The following is a 14,702-nucleotide window of genomic DNA, read 5'->3' on the forward strand; positions in this document are numbered from 1 at the left end:
CGTCCGATCGGCGGATTCCAGCCGATCGGGGCGTGGTCTACGCCGCCTGCTTCAGCACGTCGTCCAGCGCCTGTCCGATCGCCGCGACCGCGCGGCGCATGTCGTCGGGCGTGATGGCGCCGATCGCGCCGATCCGCATGGTCGGCGCCGCCGTGTTGTAGAAGTTGCTGATCAGCACGCCGCGGCGCTTCAGCGCCTCGACGAAGGTCATCAGGTCGAAGCGCGGATCGGCGGGCTGGTGGATGGTGACGATCACCGGCCCCTGGTGCTCGCGCGCGAGGTATGGCTTCAAGCCGAGCGCGAGGACCCCGTCGTACAGGATCGCCGCGTTCTCCCGGTAGCGCGCCAGCCGCGCCGCCTGGCCTCCCTCGCGCTCATACAGGTCGAGCGCGACGTCGAAGGCCGCGATCGCCTGCACCGGCGGGGTGAAGCGGATCGACCCCCAGCCGGATCGCCGCGCATGGGCGAGCACGTCCGACAGGTCGAAGGACCAGGAGCCGGCATTGCCCGCGCAGGCATCCGCGCGGTCGATGCGCGCCACCGCGAAGCCCATCCCCGGCATGCCTTCCAGGCACTTGCCGGAGGTGAAGACCAGCGCGTCGCATTCCGGATGCTCGGCCATCGGGAAGGGCAGCACGCCGAAGGCGGAGACCGCGTCGAGGATCAGCCGCGTCCCGCGCGTGCGCAGCGCGTCGCCGATGCCGGGCGCGTCGTTGACGATCCCCGACCCCGTCTCGTTGAACACCATGGCGACGGTGCCGATGGCGGGGTCGGCATCCAGCGCCGGCAGGATGTCCGCCGCCGTAGCACCTCGCGTGTCGGGCAGCGGCAGTTCCACCACCACCCGCCCGGCCTCCCGCGCCAGCCGCGCCATGCGCGTGGCATAGGCGCCGTTCATCGGGATCAGCACCTTGGCGCCGGGGGCGACGAAGGTGCGCAGCGCGGCCTCGGTCACGAAATGCCCCGCGCCCTGGATCGGCAGCGTCGCGTGCACGCCCGGCGTGCCGCCGGCCACCGCGACGATGCGGTCCCGCACGCGGGCATAGACGGGCTGGAAGCCGCTGTCCCAGGGCGCGATGTCCTGGGCCATGGCGGCGCGGACCTCGGGGCGGGTCTGCACCGGGCCGGGGATGAGGAGAAGCATGGCGGAGTTCTGCCCCGCCTTGCCGCGCCGGCGCAAGCGGCTCAGCGCCGCCCGTCCGCCGCCGCGGCGCGGGCGCGCAGCCAGTCCGTCAGCGCCGCCCGGCAATCCCCTTCCGCCGCGCGCTCGAGGTAGACGGCAAGGTGCCCCGGCCGCCGGTCCGGCACGACCCGGTAGGCATGGGTCCATACGCCGTGACCGCGATGCAGGACGACATAGAGCCAGGACGGCTCGCGGCGCCCCGTCCGCGTCGTCCAGTCGCAGAAGGCGACGAACTCGGCCCTGTCATCGGGGCCCAGCAACAGCGCGAGGTCGGGGGCGGGTGCGACGTCGAGCATCGGATCCTCCTTCGATGGAGCCGGATCGACGCAAGGCGGCGCATCCCGTTTGGTTGCCGGAGCGGCCGCATCCCCCCTTTCGGAGGCGCCACCTTGCCCGGGAAGGCAGGTTGGCGTCGGGCGCCGGCCCAACTCTTGATGCGCCCCCACCTAGCCGCGCGGGCGAGCGGCGCGCAAGTCAGGCGATGGCGGCGCCGCCGATCTCGCGCAGCAGCTTCGCCCGGATCGCCTCGGCGAAGGCCTCGTAGTCCGGGGTTTCCATGGCGAAGGCGCCGGGGCCGCCGATGACCTCCGCGACGTAGTGGGCAAGCAGGTCCGGCTCCTCGTTCAGCACCGCGAGCGCGTTGATCGTCACCCCCGCCGCAACGCCGATGTCGCGCACCGGCCCGGGCGCGCGGCCCTGGTTGTGACGCCCGTCGCCCGAGACATCCATCGCCACGCGCGTCGCTTCCGCCGGGCAGGCGGCGAGCAGGGCGAGGCCCGCCGCCATCCCTTCCCCCAGCGCGGTCGCGCCGGGGGCGACGAGGCGCGGCGCGTTGTCCACCTGGTCGGCGAAGGACGCGGCCGCGGCCGCACCGTCGAGCCGCATCCAGGGCACCGCGACCGCCTGCGCCCCCACGCCCGACCAGAGCAGCATCGCGACCGCGACCGCCCCGTGCCGGCCGGCGGCCATCGCGGCCGCGACCGATTCGTCCCGGAACGCCGCCGCATAGCCGCCGAGCATGAGCCCGAACTCGTCGTGGTCCACCGAGGAAGAGGCATCCACGGCGAGGCACAGAGCGAGATCGACCTTCTCCATGCGCGCTTGTCGCATGCGCGGGCGTTGGATGCACCGCCCGGCGCGTGCAGGATGCGTCGCGAAACACCGGGAGACCCTCAGGATGCGACGCAGACACCTCCTCGGCGGCGCGGGCGCGCTGCTCGCCGCCCCCGCCCTGGCGCAGGGCGGCTTCCCCGCGCGCAACATCCGCATGATCGTGCCCTATCCGCCGGGCGGGGCGACGGATGCGATGTCCCGCCTCGCGGCGCAGAAGATCCAGGAGAGGCTGGGCGCGACGGTGGTGGTGGAGAACCGCTCCGGCGCCAATGGCCAGGTCGGCAGCCAGGCGGTGCTGCAGGCGCCGGCCGATGGCTACACCATCCTCGGCTCGGCCTCGATCCACCCGATGGCGCGGCACGTGATGCGCAACGTGCCCTACGACCCGGTGACGGAATTCGTGCCGCTGGCGCGCACCGCGCGCGGGCCGCTCGTGCTGGTGATGAGCCCGCAGCGCCAGCAGCGCACCATCCCCGAGGTGATTGAAGCCGCGAAGCGCGAGCCCGCGCGCTGGTCCTTCGCCACCTCCTCCCTCGGCGCGGCGGGGCATCTCGGCGCCATCGAGTTCAACCGCGTCACGGGCGCGAACATCGAGATCGTCGGCTATCGCGGCACGGCGCCGGCGCTGACCGACGTCGCCGCGGGCAACGCGCATCTGATGTTCGACCCCGTGCTCGCCACGCTGCCCATGGTGCGCGGCGGGCAGTTGCGCGGCCTCGGCATCGCGACGGCGCAGCGCACGGCGCTCGCGCCCGATCTGCCGACCATGGCGGAAGCGGGGCTGCCGGGCTTCGAGTTCTATTCCTGGTACGGCGTCTGGACGCCGCGCGGCGTCCCCGCCGAGATCGTCGCCCGCTACAACGCCGCGCTGGTGGAAGGGATGCGCGAACCCGCCGTGGTGGAGCGCCTGACCGGGCTCGGCTTCGAGCCGGTGGCCGAGACGGTGGAGCAGGCGGAGCGCTTCATCCGCGAGGATGTCGCGCGCAACGCCGCGCTGCTGCGGCTGGCGAACTTCCAGCCCGAATGAGCCTGACCGTCACACCCGCCGCGCTCGCGGCGGAACTCGGCGCGCGGGGGCTCGTCGTGCTGGATGGCAGCGTCTTCCAGCGCCCCTCCCCGGACCTGACCGCGATGCTGCAGGACAGCGCGCGGGCGTCCTTCGAGAAGCACCGCATCCCGGGCTCGGTGCATCTCGATGCGCTGGACTGGCTGTGGGACCGCGCGCGCGGCTTCCGCTTCGCCCTGCCGCCGCCCGAGGCCGTCGCCGCGGCCTTCGCCGCGCATGGCGTGGGCGAAGGCAGCCGCGTGGTGCTCTACGACCGCGTCGGCGGCAACTGGGCGGCGCGGACCTTCTGGACGCTGCGCTGGATCGGCTTCGACGACGTGCGGCTGCTGGAAGGCGGCTTCGCGGCCTGGAAGGCGGCGGGGCTGCCGGTCGAAAGCGGCCCGGCGCCGGCGCCCGTCCCGGCCGCGCGGCCCTTCGCGCCTCGGCCGCGCGCGGGCGCGATCGCCGACCGGGCGGAGGTGCTGGCCGCGATCGGGGACCCGCGCGCCGTGGTGGTGAACGCGCTGTCGCGGGACCAGCATGAAGGAACGGGGGGCCTGACCTACCACCGCCCGGGCCGGATCGCGGGCAGCCGCAACCTGCCGGCGGGGCTGCTGGGCGACGCCAACCTGTCGGCCGATGCCGTCGCGGCGCTGGCGGCCCAAGCCGGGATCGCGCCCGGGCAGCGCGTCATCGCCTATTGCGGCGGGGGCATCGCAGCCTCGAACCTGGCGTTCAACCTGCTGCGGGCGGGGTATGCCGACCTCGCGGTCTATGACGGCAGCCTGGACGAATGGGGCCGCGACCCCGCCCTGCCGATGGAGACCGGCCCCGGCTGATTGCGCTGGGTCAAGATGCCGCGCCCGCGCGCGGGGCTATGTGACGGTTCCAAGACGGAGGGAACGGGACATGCCCCAGCGCACGCTCGGCGAGATCGTCCGCGACCAGAAGCCGCTGACGCTCGGCCCGGAGGCCACCGTCGCGGAGGCGGCCGCCGCCATGCACGCCCGGCGGGTCGGCGCGGTGCTCGTCACCGATCCCGACCTCCGCCTTCTCGGCATCTTCACCGGGCGGGACGCGGTGCGGCTGCTGGCCGAGGGGCTGGATGCGAAGGCGACGCCGGTCTCGGCCGTCATGACGCGCGATCCCACCACGCTCGGCCCGCGCGCCACCGCGATGGACGCGCTGCTGACGCTGGCCGATTGCGGCTTCCGCCATTTGCCCATCGTCGAGGCGGGCAAGGTGAAGGGCATCGTCTCCCGCTACGATTTCCGCGCGCAGGAACATGCGCGGATGGATGACGAGACCGGGTTCATGGAGGCGATGCGCTAGCGTCCCGGCCGGGGCCTATCGCTGCCCCGGCCTGAACGTCGTCTCCAGCCGCTGGCTGTAGCGGCTCATGGCAAAGCACAGCACGAAGTAGACCGCGGCGGCGAAGACATAGGCCTCGGTCGGGAAGCCGAGCCAGTTCGGGTCGCCGAGCGCGGCGCGCAGCGTGGTGAAGAAGTCGAAGACGCCGATCACGACCACCAGCGTCGTGTCCTTGAACAGGCCGATGAAGGTGTTGACCTGGGAGGGGATGGTGATGGCGAGGGCCTGCGGCAGGATCACCAGCCGCATCTTCTTCCAGTAGGACAGGCCGAGCGCGTCCGCGGCCTCGTACTGCCCGCGCGGCATGGCCTGCAGCCCGCCGCGCACGACTTCCGCCATGTAGGCCGCGGTGAACAGCGTGTAGGCCACCAGCACGCGCGCGAGGCGGTCGAGCGTGACGCCTTCCGGCAGGAACAGCGGCAGCATGATCGCCGCCATGAACAGCAGGCTGATCAGCGGCACGCCGCGCACACATTCGATGACGGCGGTGGAGAACCAGCGCACCAGCGGCAGGTCGGACCGCCGCCCGAGCGCGAGCACGATCGCCAGCGGATAGCCGAGCGCAAGCCCGTAGACGGCGATGATGCCGGTGATGGTCAGCCCGCCCCATTGGCGGGTCGGCACCGCCGGCAGGCCGAGCACGCCGCCGGCCATCAGCAGGAGCATCGCGGGCGCCGCCACCAGCCAGGCCAGCATCAGCCAGCGGTTCCAGAAGCGCCGCTGGCACGATGCGAGCACCATCGCGACCAGGATCGCGATCATCGTCCCCGGCCGCCAGCGTTCCTCATAGGGATAGAGGCCGAAGATCGAGAACCAGAACTTCTCCCGCACGAAGGCCCAGCAGGCGCCCCCCGCCTCCCGGCACGCGGCAGCGTTGCCGGACCAGGTCGCGTCCAGCACCGCCCAGCGCAGCAGCGGCGGCACGAAGGCGGCGAGCAGCGCGAGGCAGGCGAGCGTGATCGCGATGTTGACCGGCCCGCTGAAGCAGGCGCGGGCAAAGGCCAGCGCGCGCGCGGCGAAGGTCGGGCCGGCCGGGGCGAGGGTCGCGCTCATGGCCTCAGCGCTCCTTCAGCGCGACAGCGCGGTTATACAGGTTCATCAGCAGCGAGGTGACGAGGCTGAGCGCGAGGTAGACCGCCATGAAGATCGAGATCACCTCGATCGCCTGGCCCGTCTGGTTGATCGAGGTGTTCGAGATCGAGACCAGGTCCGGATAGCCGATGACCACGGCCAGCGAGGAGTTCTTGGTCAGGTTCAGGAACTGGCTCGTCATCGGCGGGATGATGACGCGCAGCGCCTGCGGCAGGATGACGAGGCGCATCTTCTGCCCCGAGGTCAGGCCGAGTGCGGCGGCCGCTTCCGACTGCCCCTTGTGCACCGCCTGGATGCCCGAGCGGACGATCTCCGCCACGAAGGCCGAGGTGTAGACCACGAGCCCGACCAGCAGGGCGAAGAATTCCGGGCTGAGGGCGAGCCCGCCCTCGAAGTTGAAGCCGGCGAGTTCCGGCCATTCGACGCGCGGCGCGCCAAACACCGCCACCGCCAGCCCCGGCAGGCCGAGCAGCAGGGCGAGGCCGGGCAGCACCGTCGGGCGCCTTTCGCCGGTCGCGATCTGGCGCGCCCTTTCGCGCCGCAGCAGCAGCCACCAGCCGAGCGCGCCCGCGGCGAGCGCGCCGAGCATCCAGAACAGCGCCGGCTCGGCCATCAGCCCGGGGATCTTCACGCCGCGCTGGGACAGGAACACGCCCGGCAGCGGGTTCAGCGCCTGCCGGACCGATGGCATCTGCAGCATCAGCGCGTGCCAGAACACCAGCTGCAGCACGAGCGGCGTGTTGCGGATGACCTCGATGTAGCCGCCCGTCAGCGCGCGCAGCAGCGGGTTCGACGACAGCCGCGCGAGCCCAAGCGCCACGCCCAGCACCGTGCAGATCAGGATGCCCGCCACCGCGATGCGCAGCGTGTTGAGCAGGCCCACGGTCAGCGCCCGCGCATAGGTGTCCGCGGGCGTGTAGGGGATCATGTGCTCGCCGATCGGGATGCCGGCGGAGCGTTCGAGGAAGCCGAAGCCGAAGCTCAGGCCGCGCGCGGCCATGTTGCGCTCGGCATTGCCGACGAGCCACCAGCCGAGGCCGACGACGGCCACCAGCAGAAGCGCCTGCCAGAGGATGCCGCGGAGCGAGGTGCCCCGCGGCAGGAGGGAGGCGGCGGAATGCCCCGCCGCCCCTGCGCCGGCGGCCGGCGCGGTGCGTGCCACGCCGGCCACCGTGCCGGCCTCAGCGCGCCGGCGGCGCGTAGAGCAGGCCGCCGCGCGTCCAGATGTTGTTCTGGCCGCGCTCGAGCCCGAGCGGGGTGTTGGTGCCGAGGTGCCGCTCGAAGATCTCGCCGTAGTTGCCGAAGGTGCGGATGATGGTGCGCGCGTAGTCGGGCCGCGCGGCGCCGATGCTCTCGCCCATGTTGCCCTCGACGCCCAGCAGGCGGCGGATCACCGGGTTGGTGGCGGACGCGGCGATCTGTTCGACGTTCGCCTGCGTGATGCCCATCTCCTCCGCGTCGATCAGCGCGAAGGTGGTCCAGGCGACGATGTTCGTCAGTTCCTCGTCGCCCTGGCGGATCGTGACGGCCAGCGGTTCCTTCGACAGGCGCTCGGGCAGGATCACGTGGTCGGCCGGCCGCGTCAGCAGCGTGCGCTGGGCGGCGAGCGCGGCGAAGTCGTTCGTGAAGACGTCGCAGCGGCCGCTGTCGTAGGCGCGGCGGATCTCGTCGAGGTCGGCGATGACCACCGGCGTGAAGCGCAGGTTGTTGGCGCGGAAGAAGTCCGAGATGTTCAGCTCGGTCGTGGTGCCCGGCTGCACGCAGACGGTCGCGCCGTTCAGCTGCCGCGCGCTGGTCACGTTCAGGCGGCGCGGCACCATGATGGCCTGGCCGTCATAGAAGGTGATCGCCGGGAAGTTGAAGCGGTTGACGTTCGAATCGCGCGTCAGCGTCCAGGTCGTGTTGTTCGACAGGACGTCGACCTCGCCCGAGGCCAGCGCCGGGAAGCGGCTCTGCGTCGTGACCGGCACGAACTCCACCTTGGTGGGGTCGTTGAAGATCGTGATCGCGATGGCGCGGCAGACCTCGACGTTGAAGCCCTGCCAGCGGCCCTGGCTGTCGGGCACGCCGAAGCCGGGGTTGGACGGGCCCTGGACGCCGCAGCGCAGCGTGCCGCGCTGCTTGATCTGGTCCAGGTCGCGGCCGGCCTCGGCGGCAACGGGCGCGAACGCGATCATGGCCGCCGCAGCCGCGGCGATGCCCTTCCACATCATGTCTCTACCTCGTCTCCCAGGGGCGCCGGTTGACCCCGGCCCTGCCCGCGCTGCCATCTGCCGTTACAAAGATGACATTACAAGGGGGTCACGCAACGTCCATTCGATACCGGCCCCGCGCCTGCCCGCACGATGGGCAGCCCGCCCGCCGGGCGCCGACTAGTCGGGCATCCGGACCCGCCCTAGTCTCCCGGGCAACTCGCACCGGAGACCGAGAAACATGCCGGAAAGCCCGATCGACCCACGCCTCGCCGCCGAGGTCCGCCTGCCGCTCGCGGGCATCCGCGTGCTCGACCTGACGCTCGCGCGCGCTGGCCCGACCTGCGTGCGGCACCTCGCCGACTGGGGGGCGGAGGTCATCCGCATCGAGCCGCCGCGCTTCAACGACGGCCTGGGCGGCGCGCGGGAGGGCTACGACTTCCAGAACCTGCACCGCAACAAGCGCTCCATCGCGCTCGACCTGAAGACCGAGGACGGCAAGGCCGCCTTCTTCAAGCTCGCCGCGACCGCCGACGTGCTGGTCGAGAACATGCGGGTGAAGGTCAAGCACCGGCTCGGCATCGGGCCGGACGCGGTGCGCGCGGTGAATCCGCGCCTCGTCTACGCCTCGATCTCGGGCTTCGGCCAGACCGGGCCCTATTCCGAGCGCGCCGGCGTCGACCAGATCGCCCAGGGCATGGGCGGGATGATGACGATCACGGGCGAACCGGGCCGCGGCCCGATGCGCGCGGGCATCCCCTTCGTCGACCTGACGGCGGGCAACCTGCTCGCGCTCGCGGTGATGATGGCGCTGTTCGAGCGCGAGAAGACCGGCCAGGGCCGCTGGGTCCACACCTCGCTGCTGGAAAGCATGGTCTTCATGCTCGACCTGCAGGCCGCGCGCTACCTGATGGATGGCGAGGTCCCCGGCCAGGCGGGCAACGACCATCCCGTCAACATCCCGATGGGCGCCTTCGAGACCGCCGACAAGCCGGTCAACATCGCCGCCTCCAGCCCCAAGATGTGGGCGCAGTTCGCCGAAGCCCTCGGCCATCCGGAATGGCTCGAGGTCGAGGAATGGAAGACCGCCCGCGGGCGGTCCGACAACCGCAAGGCGGTCAACGCCGCCATCACCGCGGTGATGAAGCAGAAGCCGTCGGATTACTGGATCGACCTGCTCGAGCGCATCGGCATCCCCTGCGGGCCGATCAACAAGGTGGACGAGGTCTTCGCCGACCCGCAGGTGCAGCACCTGCGCATGGCGATGCCGATCCGCATCCCCGAGCGCGGCGACACGCACCTCGTCTCCACCGCGATCAACATGGAGGGGATCGAGAGCGAGGTGCGCATGATCCCGCCCCGCCTCGGCGAGCATTCGGCCGAGATCCTGCGCGAGACCGGCTACAGCGAGGAGGAGATCGCGCGTCTCCGCGGCCTCGGCGTGATCAGCGAGGCATGAGCAAGATGGAATTCGCGGAAGGCAAGATCCTCGCCGAGATCACGGACGGCGTCGGGCGCATCACCTTCAACCAGCCCGAGAAGCGCAACGCCATGTCGGTCACGATGTGGGCGGGCATGGGGGAGGCGCTCGACATCTTCGAGAAGGACGGCTCCGTGCGCTGCGTCGTCCTGACCGGCGCGGGCGACAAGGCCTTCGTCTCCGGCGCCGACATCAGCCAGTTCGACAAGCTGCGGTCGGATGCCGACGCGCAGAAGGAATACAGCCGGCAGACGGCGGGCGGGCGGCTGCGGCTGGCCACCTTCCCCAAGCCGGTGATCGCCGAGATCCGCGGCTTCTGCATGGGCGGGGGCCTCGGCATCGCCATGTCCTGCGACATCCGCATCGCGGCGGAAGGCAGCCAGTTCGGCATCCCGGCGGCGAAGCTCGGCATCGCCTACGGCTTCGACATGGTGCGCCACCTGGTCGACCTGGTCGGGCCCGCCCATGCCCACATGATCCTGATGACGGGCGAGCGCTTCGACGCCAAGGAAGCCGAGCGCGTCGGCCTGATCAACAAGGTCGTGCCGGCGGAAGCGCTGGCCGGCGAGGTCGCGGCGCTGACCGCCACGCTCGCGCGCAACGCGCCACTCTCGCTCTATGCCAACAAGCGCACGGTGCAGGCGGTGCTGCAGGACCGCGCGGATCGCGACATCGCCTCGCTCAACGCCGCCATGGCCGCCTGCTTCGACAGCGAGGACTACAAGGAAGGCCGCAAGGCCTTCCTCGAAAAGCGCAAGCCGGCCTTCAAGGGCCGCTGAGGACCGGCGCGGGTTGGGCCTTTCGCGCCCCGCCCCGCGCCGTGCTACATGCCCCCCGCGGAGGCGGCCCGGCAGAGGCTGCCCCGCGATCGGGCGGTCAGGGGCTTCATCGGGGTTGTCATGGATCGACGGATGAGGGGCGTCCTCGCGGCGACGCGACGGGGGCGGCCGGCATGAACGACATGGCGGGCCATGACGCGCCGGAGGACGTCGCGCATGCCGGCGCCCCGATCTCCCGCCTCGTCGCGGAAGTCGCGGCGCAATGCCCGGGCGAACGGATCACCCTCGGCGAAATGGCGGAAGCCTTCGGCGACCGGGCCTTCGGCCTGCTGATCCTGCTATTGTGCCTGCCCGGGCTGCTGCCCGGCATGGCGAGCGTCTTCGGCACGCCGATGCTCATCCTCGGCGTGCAGATGGGCCTGGGCTTCCGCAAGCCGAAGCTGCCGGGCTTCATCGCGCGGCAATCGCTCAAGCGCACCGACCTGCTGCGCCTGACGCCGGGCTCCTCGACCCGCGTCTCCCGCGCCATCGCGAAGATCGAGCGCTGGGTGCGCCCGCGCCCCGGGCCCTTCACCGGGCCGCTCGCCGACAAGGCGGTGGGCTGGCTGACCGCCTATGCGGCGCTCATGCTGATCCTGCCCGGGCCGGGCACGAACGGCCCGCCCGCCTTCGGCACCATCGTCATGGCGCTCGGCGTGGTCGAGAACGACAGCAAGGTCGTGGGCCTCGGCATGCTGCTCACGCTGCTGGGCAACCTCTTCGCGACGATCGTGCTGGGCGCGCTGCTCTGGTTCGGGATCGAGGCGCTGGGCTACGTCGTCTGAGTCCCGTCGCGGGACCGTCCGGCCGCCACGCGCGCCAGGCACCTGTCGTCGCAGTCCGGCGCTGGACGCGCATCGATTGTCATCCTAGCCTGACACCCATGCGCCGGTGGCCCGAAAGGGCTGAAACGGGAATGCGCGACGTGGTGCCCAGCACCGCCAATCCGCGGCTGCCCCCGCAACTGTAGGCGACGAGCCCGGTCCCACACGCCATTGCGCGAGAGCGCGAGAAGGCGGGACCGGCGGAGGCGGCGAAAGCCCCCTTCCCGTCGCGAGCCAGGAGACCGGCCGGCGCAGAGTTGTCTCGCGCGTGCCGGGCGGGGTGCACCGGCGCAACGGACCCAGGACCGCGCCCGAAGGGCACGGCGCCTCCGTCATGCGAGCACGACGCCAGCCCGTCGCGCGGCCGCAAGGCCTCGCGGCGAAACGCGAACGTGCAACACGGAGGGATTCCCGGATGCGAAACCGGATCCTCGCCTCGCTTCTCCTTGCCCCGATCGCGCCCGCATGGGCGCAGACGGCCCCCACCCAACCCGACATGGTCGTCACCGCGACCCGCATCCCGACCCCGGCGGAACGCATTCCCGCCGCGACCACGGTGATCGACCGCCGCGACATTGAGGAACGCGGCTATGTCACCCTGGCCGACGCGCTCGCCGCCGTGCCGGGCTTCCGCCTGGTGCAGGCGGGCGGCCTCGGCCAGCAGGCCTCGGGCTTCGTGCGCGGCACCAATTCGCGCCACGTGCTGGTGCTGCGCGACGGCGTGCCGCTGAACGAGCCTTCGGAACCCAACGCCGCCTTCAACTTCGGCAACGAGCTGCTCGGCGACGTGGAACGCATCGAGGTGGTGCGCGGCCCGGTCTCGGCCATCTACGGCACCGCGGCGATCGGCGGGGTGGTCAACCTCATCACCCGCCGCGCGCCGGCCGACCGCGCCTTCGCCCCCTATGGGGAGGTCGCCGGCGGCACGCAGCGCACACTGCGGGGCTATGCCGGCGCCGGCGGCACGATCGGCGACTTCGACTATGGCCTCACCGGCCAGTCGCTCTCGACCGAAGGATCCAACGCCACCGCGCCGCGCATCACCACCAATCGCGGCGAGCGCGACGGCCTGCGCGCCGCCGCCGTCACGGCCCGCGCCGGCGTCACGATCGGGGAGACGACGCCCGATTCGGTGATCGGCGCGACGCGCATCGAAGGGCTGCTGCGCTGGCGGGAGAACACGCTCGGCCTCGACGACATCCCGCGCGACGACCCGAACTACACCGGCCAGGACCGCGCCTGGTTCGGCTACATCCGCAGCCAGACGGCGCTCGCCGGCGGCGCCTGGACGACCGGGTTCCGCCTTTCCGCCAGCGAGGACCGGCGGCGCTACGTGAACTTCCCCGACACCGTGAACCGCACCGGCCGCGCCGACGACCTCTATATCGGCGAACGGCGCGGCATCGCCTGGGACAACACGCTGCGCCTGCCCAGCGGCGGCATCCTGACCGACGCCAGCCTGACCTTCGGCGGCGGCTGGGACCGCGAGAGCGCGGAGAGCGCCTCGGGCTCGCCCACCTTCCGCACCACCGTCGATGCGCGCCAGACCAGCGGCTACGGCTATCTCGGCGCGCAGGCGCGGTTCTTCGAGCGGCTCGACGTGACCGCGGCGCTGCGCTTCGACGCGCCGGAGGAATTCGGCACCGAGACCACCTGGCGGCTCGGCGCGGTGCTGGCGCTGCCGGAGATCTCCTCGCGCCTGCGCGCATCCGCCGGCACCGCCTTCAAGGCGCCGTCGCTGTACCAGCGCTTCGGCGTCATCGGATCCTTCTTCCGCGGCAACCCGAACCTGGAAGCCGAGCGCGCCTTCTCCTGGGAAGCGGGGATCGAGACCGACATCGGGCGCTTCGCGACGATCTCCGCGCTGTATTTCGACAGCCGCGTCACCGACCTGATCAACTTCGACGCCACCTTCTCGACGCTCGAGAACGTCGATCGCGCGCGCATCCGTGGCGGGGAGTTCGCGCTCACGCTCCGCCCGGCCGACTGGTTCGAGATGACCGGCGGCTGGACGGTGACGGAGGCGCGCGACACGACGAACGACACGCCGCTCGCCCGCCGCCCGCGCAACGTGGCGAGCCTGAACGCGCGCATCGCGCCGGAGGTCGGCTGGTTCGGCGTGCCGCGCTCGCGCTTCGTGATCGCGCCGGAGATCCTGTATGTCGGCGCATCCCCCGAAGGCGCCTTCGCGCGCTACAGGAACGACGGCACGTCGATCCCGACCGCGGGCAAGAACCCCGATGGATGGCTGTTCAACATGACGGCGTCGCTGCCGGTGACGACGAACCTCACGGCCTTCGTGGAGGTGCGCAACATCGGCAACACGCGCTACGAGCCGGCGAACGCGTTCGTCGTGCCGGGGCGGAGCGCGGTCGTCGGGATGCGGGGGGTGTTCTGACGGAAGGCGGGGGGAGAAGTGAACTTCTCCCCCCGGAACCCCCCTCAACCTTTTCTGTCTGTTGGAGACGGACGTCCGGGGTCAGGGCCCAGGAGTCAAAGAAGGTTGGGGGGCTCGGGGGGAAGTTCCCTTCCCCCCGCCTTCACCGCGTCGCCCCCGGCACCCACAACACGTCATCCCCCGCGTTCAGCTTCCGCGACAGCACGAACAGGTGGTCGGACAGCCGGTTGAGATATCGGATCACCGCCGGGTTCACCTCTTCCTCCGCCGCCAGCGCCACGACCAGCCGCTCCGCCCGCCGCACGATGGTGCGCGCGAGATGCGCATGCGCCGCCGCCGGCGTGCCGCCCGGCAGCACGAAGGACCGCAGCGCGGGCAGCGCCGCGTTCATCGCCGCGACCTCCTGCTCGAGCCGCGCGGACTGCGTGTCCGCCACGCGCAGCCGCGCGCCCGCCTCGCCGGGCACGCACAGGTCGGCGCCGATGTCGAACATCTCGTTCTGGATGCGCGCGAGCATCGCGTCCGCCTCCGCATCCTCGCGCGTGTGCAGGCGGACAAGCCCGAGCGCGGCATTCGCCTCGTCCACCGTGCCATAGGCCTCGACGCGCAGCGCATCCTTGCGCACGCGGCGGCCGTCGCCGAGCGAGGTTTCCCCCCCGTCGCCGCCGCGCGTCGTGATGACGTCGAGCTTCACCATGCGGATCGGTCCCCTGGAGCCATGCGGGCGTTATGGCCCCGCGCGCCGCGGCCGCAAGGGCTTCAGCGGCGTTCGCCCTCGGTCAGGCGGAACTGCACGGCGGTCGCGATGGTGGCGGGCACCGGCAGCCCGGCCTGCGTCGCGGGGCGGAAGCGCCAGCGCCGCGCGGCCGCGACCGCCGCGGCATCGAGCGCTGGATAGCCGGAGGAGGTCGCGACCGTGGCCTCGCCGACCCGGCCATCGGCGCCGATCGACAGCGAAAGGCGCACCACGCCTTCCTCCCCGCGCCGGCGGCTGTCGGGGGGATAGTCGGGCGGCGCGTTACGATATCCGTCCGCCGCGCCGGGCGGCACCACGGCGCCGATCGCGCGGGCGCCGAGCGACGGGTCGGGCAGCGCCCCGCCACCGGCGCCGAGGCGCACCGGTTCCGCCGCGGCGCGCGGCGGGGGCGTCGGCGGAGCCGGGGCACGGGCGGCCGGGCCGGGGCGG

At 72.1% G+C, this 14,702-nt stretch carries 15 protein-coding genes and 2 riboswitches; of the genes, 7 read left to right on the forward strand and 8 right to left on the reverse strand.

Annotated elements, in window-relative coordinates; translation table 11 throughout:
• Positions 1–37: 37 nt before the first annotated feature.
• The 3 genes from J5Y09_RS21125 to J5Y09_RS21135 all read right to left on the reverse strand — a co-directional run bounded on the left by J5Y09_RS21125 (position 38) and on the right by J5Y09_RS21135 (position 2,278).
• On the reverse strand, positions 38–1,144 hold the full coding sequence (locus J5Y09_RS21125; RefSeq protein ID WP_209353839.1) for a 2-aminoethylphosphonate--pyruvate transaminase: 1,107 nt from the start codon (positions 1,142–1,144) through the stop codon (positions 38–40).
• Between the two features lie 41 nt (positions 1,145–1,185).
• Positions 1,186–1,479: a hypothetical protein gene (locus J5Y09_RS21130; RefSeq protein WP_209353840.1), complete on the reverse strand. Its 294-nt coding sequence runs from the start codon at positions 1,477–1,479 to the stop codon at positions 1,186–1,188.
• 39 nt (positions 1,480–1,518) lie between these two features.
• Positions 1,519–1,626, reverse strand: a riboswitch (SAM-I-IV-variant riboswitch).
• A gap of 31 nt (positions 1,627–1,657) precedes the next feature.
• Complete coding sequence (locus tag J5Y09_RS21135; protein WP_209353841.1) at positions 1,658–2,278, reverse strand: DUF1194 domain-containing protein; 621 nt, start codon at positions 2,276–2,278, stop codon at positions 1,658–1,660.
• A gap of 82 nt (positions 2,279–2,360) precedes the next feature.
• On the opposite strand from J5Y09_RS21135, the gene J5Y09_RS21140 reads away from it, so the two are divergent.
• From J5Y09_RS21140 to J5Y09_RS21150, 3 genes are all read left to right on the forward strand, one after another.
• Positions 2,361–3,323, forward strand: coding sequence for a Bug family tripartite tricarboxylate transporter substrate binding protein (locus tag J5Y09_RS21140; RefSeq protein WP_209353842.1), 963 nt, complete (start codon positions 2,361–2,363; stop codon positions 3,321–3,323).
• Complete coding sequence (locus J5Y09_RS21145) at positions 3,320–4,180, forward strand: sulfurtransferase (protein WP_209353843.1); 861 nt, start codon at positions 3,320–3,322, stop codon at positions 4,178–4,180. Before J5Y09_RS21140 ends, J5Y09_RS21145 begins: the two co-directional genes overlap by 4 nt.
• A 70-nt stretch (positions 4,181–4,250) precedes the next feature.
• On the forward strand, positions 4,251–4,673 hold the full coding sequence (locus J5Y09_RS21150; RefSeq protein WP_209353844.1) for a CBS domain-containing protein: 423 nt from the start codon (positions 4,251–4,253) through the stop codon (positions 4,671–4,673).
• A gap of 15 nt (positions 4,674–4,688) precedes the next feature.
• Here the strand turns inward: J5Y09_RS21150 and J5Y09_RS21155 are convergent, their stop codons facing one another.
• From J5Y09_RS21155 to J5Y09_RS21165, 3 genes are read right to left on the reverse strand one after another with little or no spacing between them, the layout of a single operon-like run.
• Complete coding sequence (locus J5Y09_RS21155; RefSeq protein ID WP_209353845.1) at positions 4,689–5,765, reverse strand: amino acid ABC transporter permease; 1,077 nt, start codon at positions 5,763–5,765, stop codon at positions 4,689–4,691.
• Between the two features lie 4 nt (positions 5,766–5,769).
• Positions 5,770–6,966, reverse strand: coding sequence for an amino acid ABC transporter permease (locus tag J5Y09_RS21160; protein ID WP_342451524.1), 1,197 nt, complete (start codon positions 6,964–6,966; stop codon positions 5,770–5,772).
• Between the two features lie 19 nt (positions 6,967–6,985).
• On the reverse strand, positions 6,986–8,017 hold the full coding sequence (locus J5Y09_RS21165) for an amino acid ABC transporter substrate-binding protein (RefSeq protein ID WP_342451525.1): 1,032 nt from the start codon (positions 8,015–8,017) through the stop codon (positions 6,986–6,988).
• Between the two features lie 220 nt (positions 8,018–8,237).
• Between J5Y09_RS21165 and J5Y09_RS21170 the strand changes: the two genes are divergently transcribed.
• The 4 genes from J5Y09_RS21170 (at position 8,238) to J5Y09_RS21185 (ending at position 13,516) form a co-directional block, all read left to right on the forward strand.
• Positions 8,238–9,455, forward strand: coding sequence for a CaiB/BaiF CoA transferase family protein (locus tag J5Y09_RS21170; RefSeq protein WP_209353846.1), 1,218 nt, complete (start codon positions 8,238–8,240; stop codon positions 9,453–9,455).
• On the forward strand, positions 9,452–10,255 hold the full coding sequence (locus tag J5Y09_RS21175; protein WP_209353847.1) for an enoyl-CoA hydratase: 804 nt from the start codon (positions 9,452–9,454) through the stop codon (positions 10,253–10,255). The genes J5Y09_RS21170 and J5Y09_RS21175 overlap by 4 nt, the downstream gene beginning before the upstream one ends.
• A gap of 173 nt (positions 10,256–10,428) precedes the next feature.
• Positions 10,429–11,079: an exopolysaccharide biosynthesis protein gene (locus J5Y09_RS21180; protein WP_209353848.1), complete on the forward strand. Its 651-nt coding sequence runs from the start codon at positions 10,429–10,431 to the stop codon at positions 11,077–11,079.
• A gap of 87 nt (positions 11,080–11,166) precedes the next feature.
• Positions 11,167–11,383, forward strand: a riboswitch (cobalamin riboswitch).
• 150 nt (positions 11,384–11,533) lie between these two features.
• Positions 11,534–13,516: a TonB-dependent receptor domain-containing protein gene (locus tag J5Y09_RS21185; protein ID WP_209353849.1), complete on the forward strand. Its 1,983-nt coding sequence runs from the start codon at positions 11,534–11,536 to the stop codon at positions 13,514–13,516.
• Between the two features lie 142 nt (positions 13,517–13,658).
• Here J5Y09_RS21185 and J5Y09_RS21190 read toward each other — a convergent pair whose 3' ends face one another.
• On the reverse strand, positions 13,659–14,213 hold the full coding sequence (locus J5Y09_RS21190) for a cob(I)yrinic acid a,c-diamide adenosyltransferase (RefSeq protein WP_209353850.1): 555 nt from the start codon (positions 14,211–14,213) through the stop codon (positions 13,659–13,661).
• 62 nt (positions 14,214–14,275) lie between these two features.
• Positions 14,276–14,702: TonB family protein (locus J5Y09_RS21195; RefSeq protein WP_209353851.1), on the reverse strand; the 427-nt coding region annotated here is incomplete at its 5' end.

The organism is Roseomonas nitratireducens, from assembly GCF_017813355.1.
Lineage (GTDB): Bacteria > Pseudomonadota > Alphaproteobacteria > Acetobacterales > Acetobacteraceae > Neoroseomonas > Neoroseomonas nitratireducens.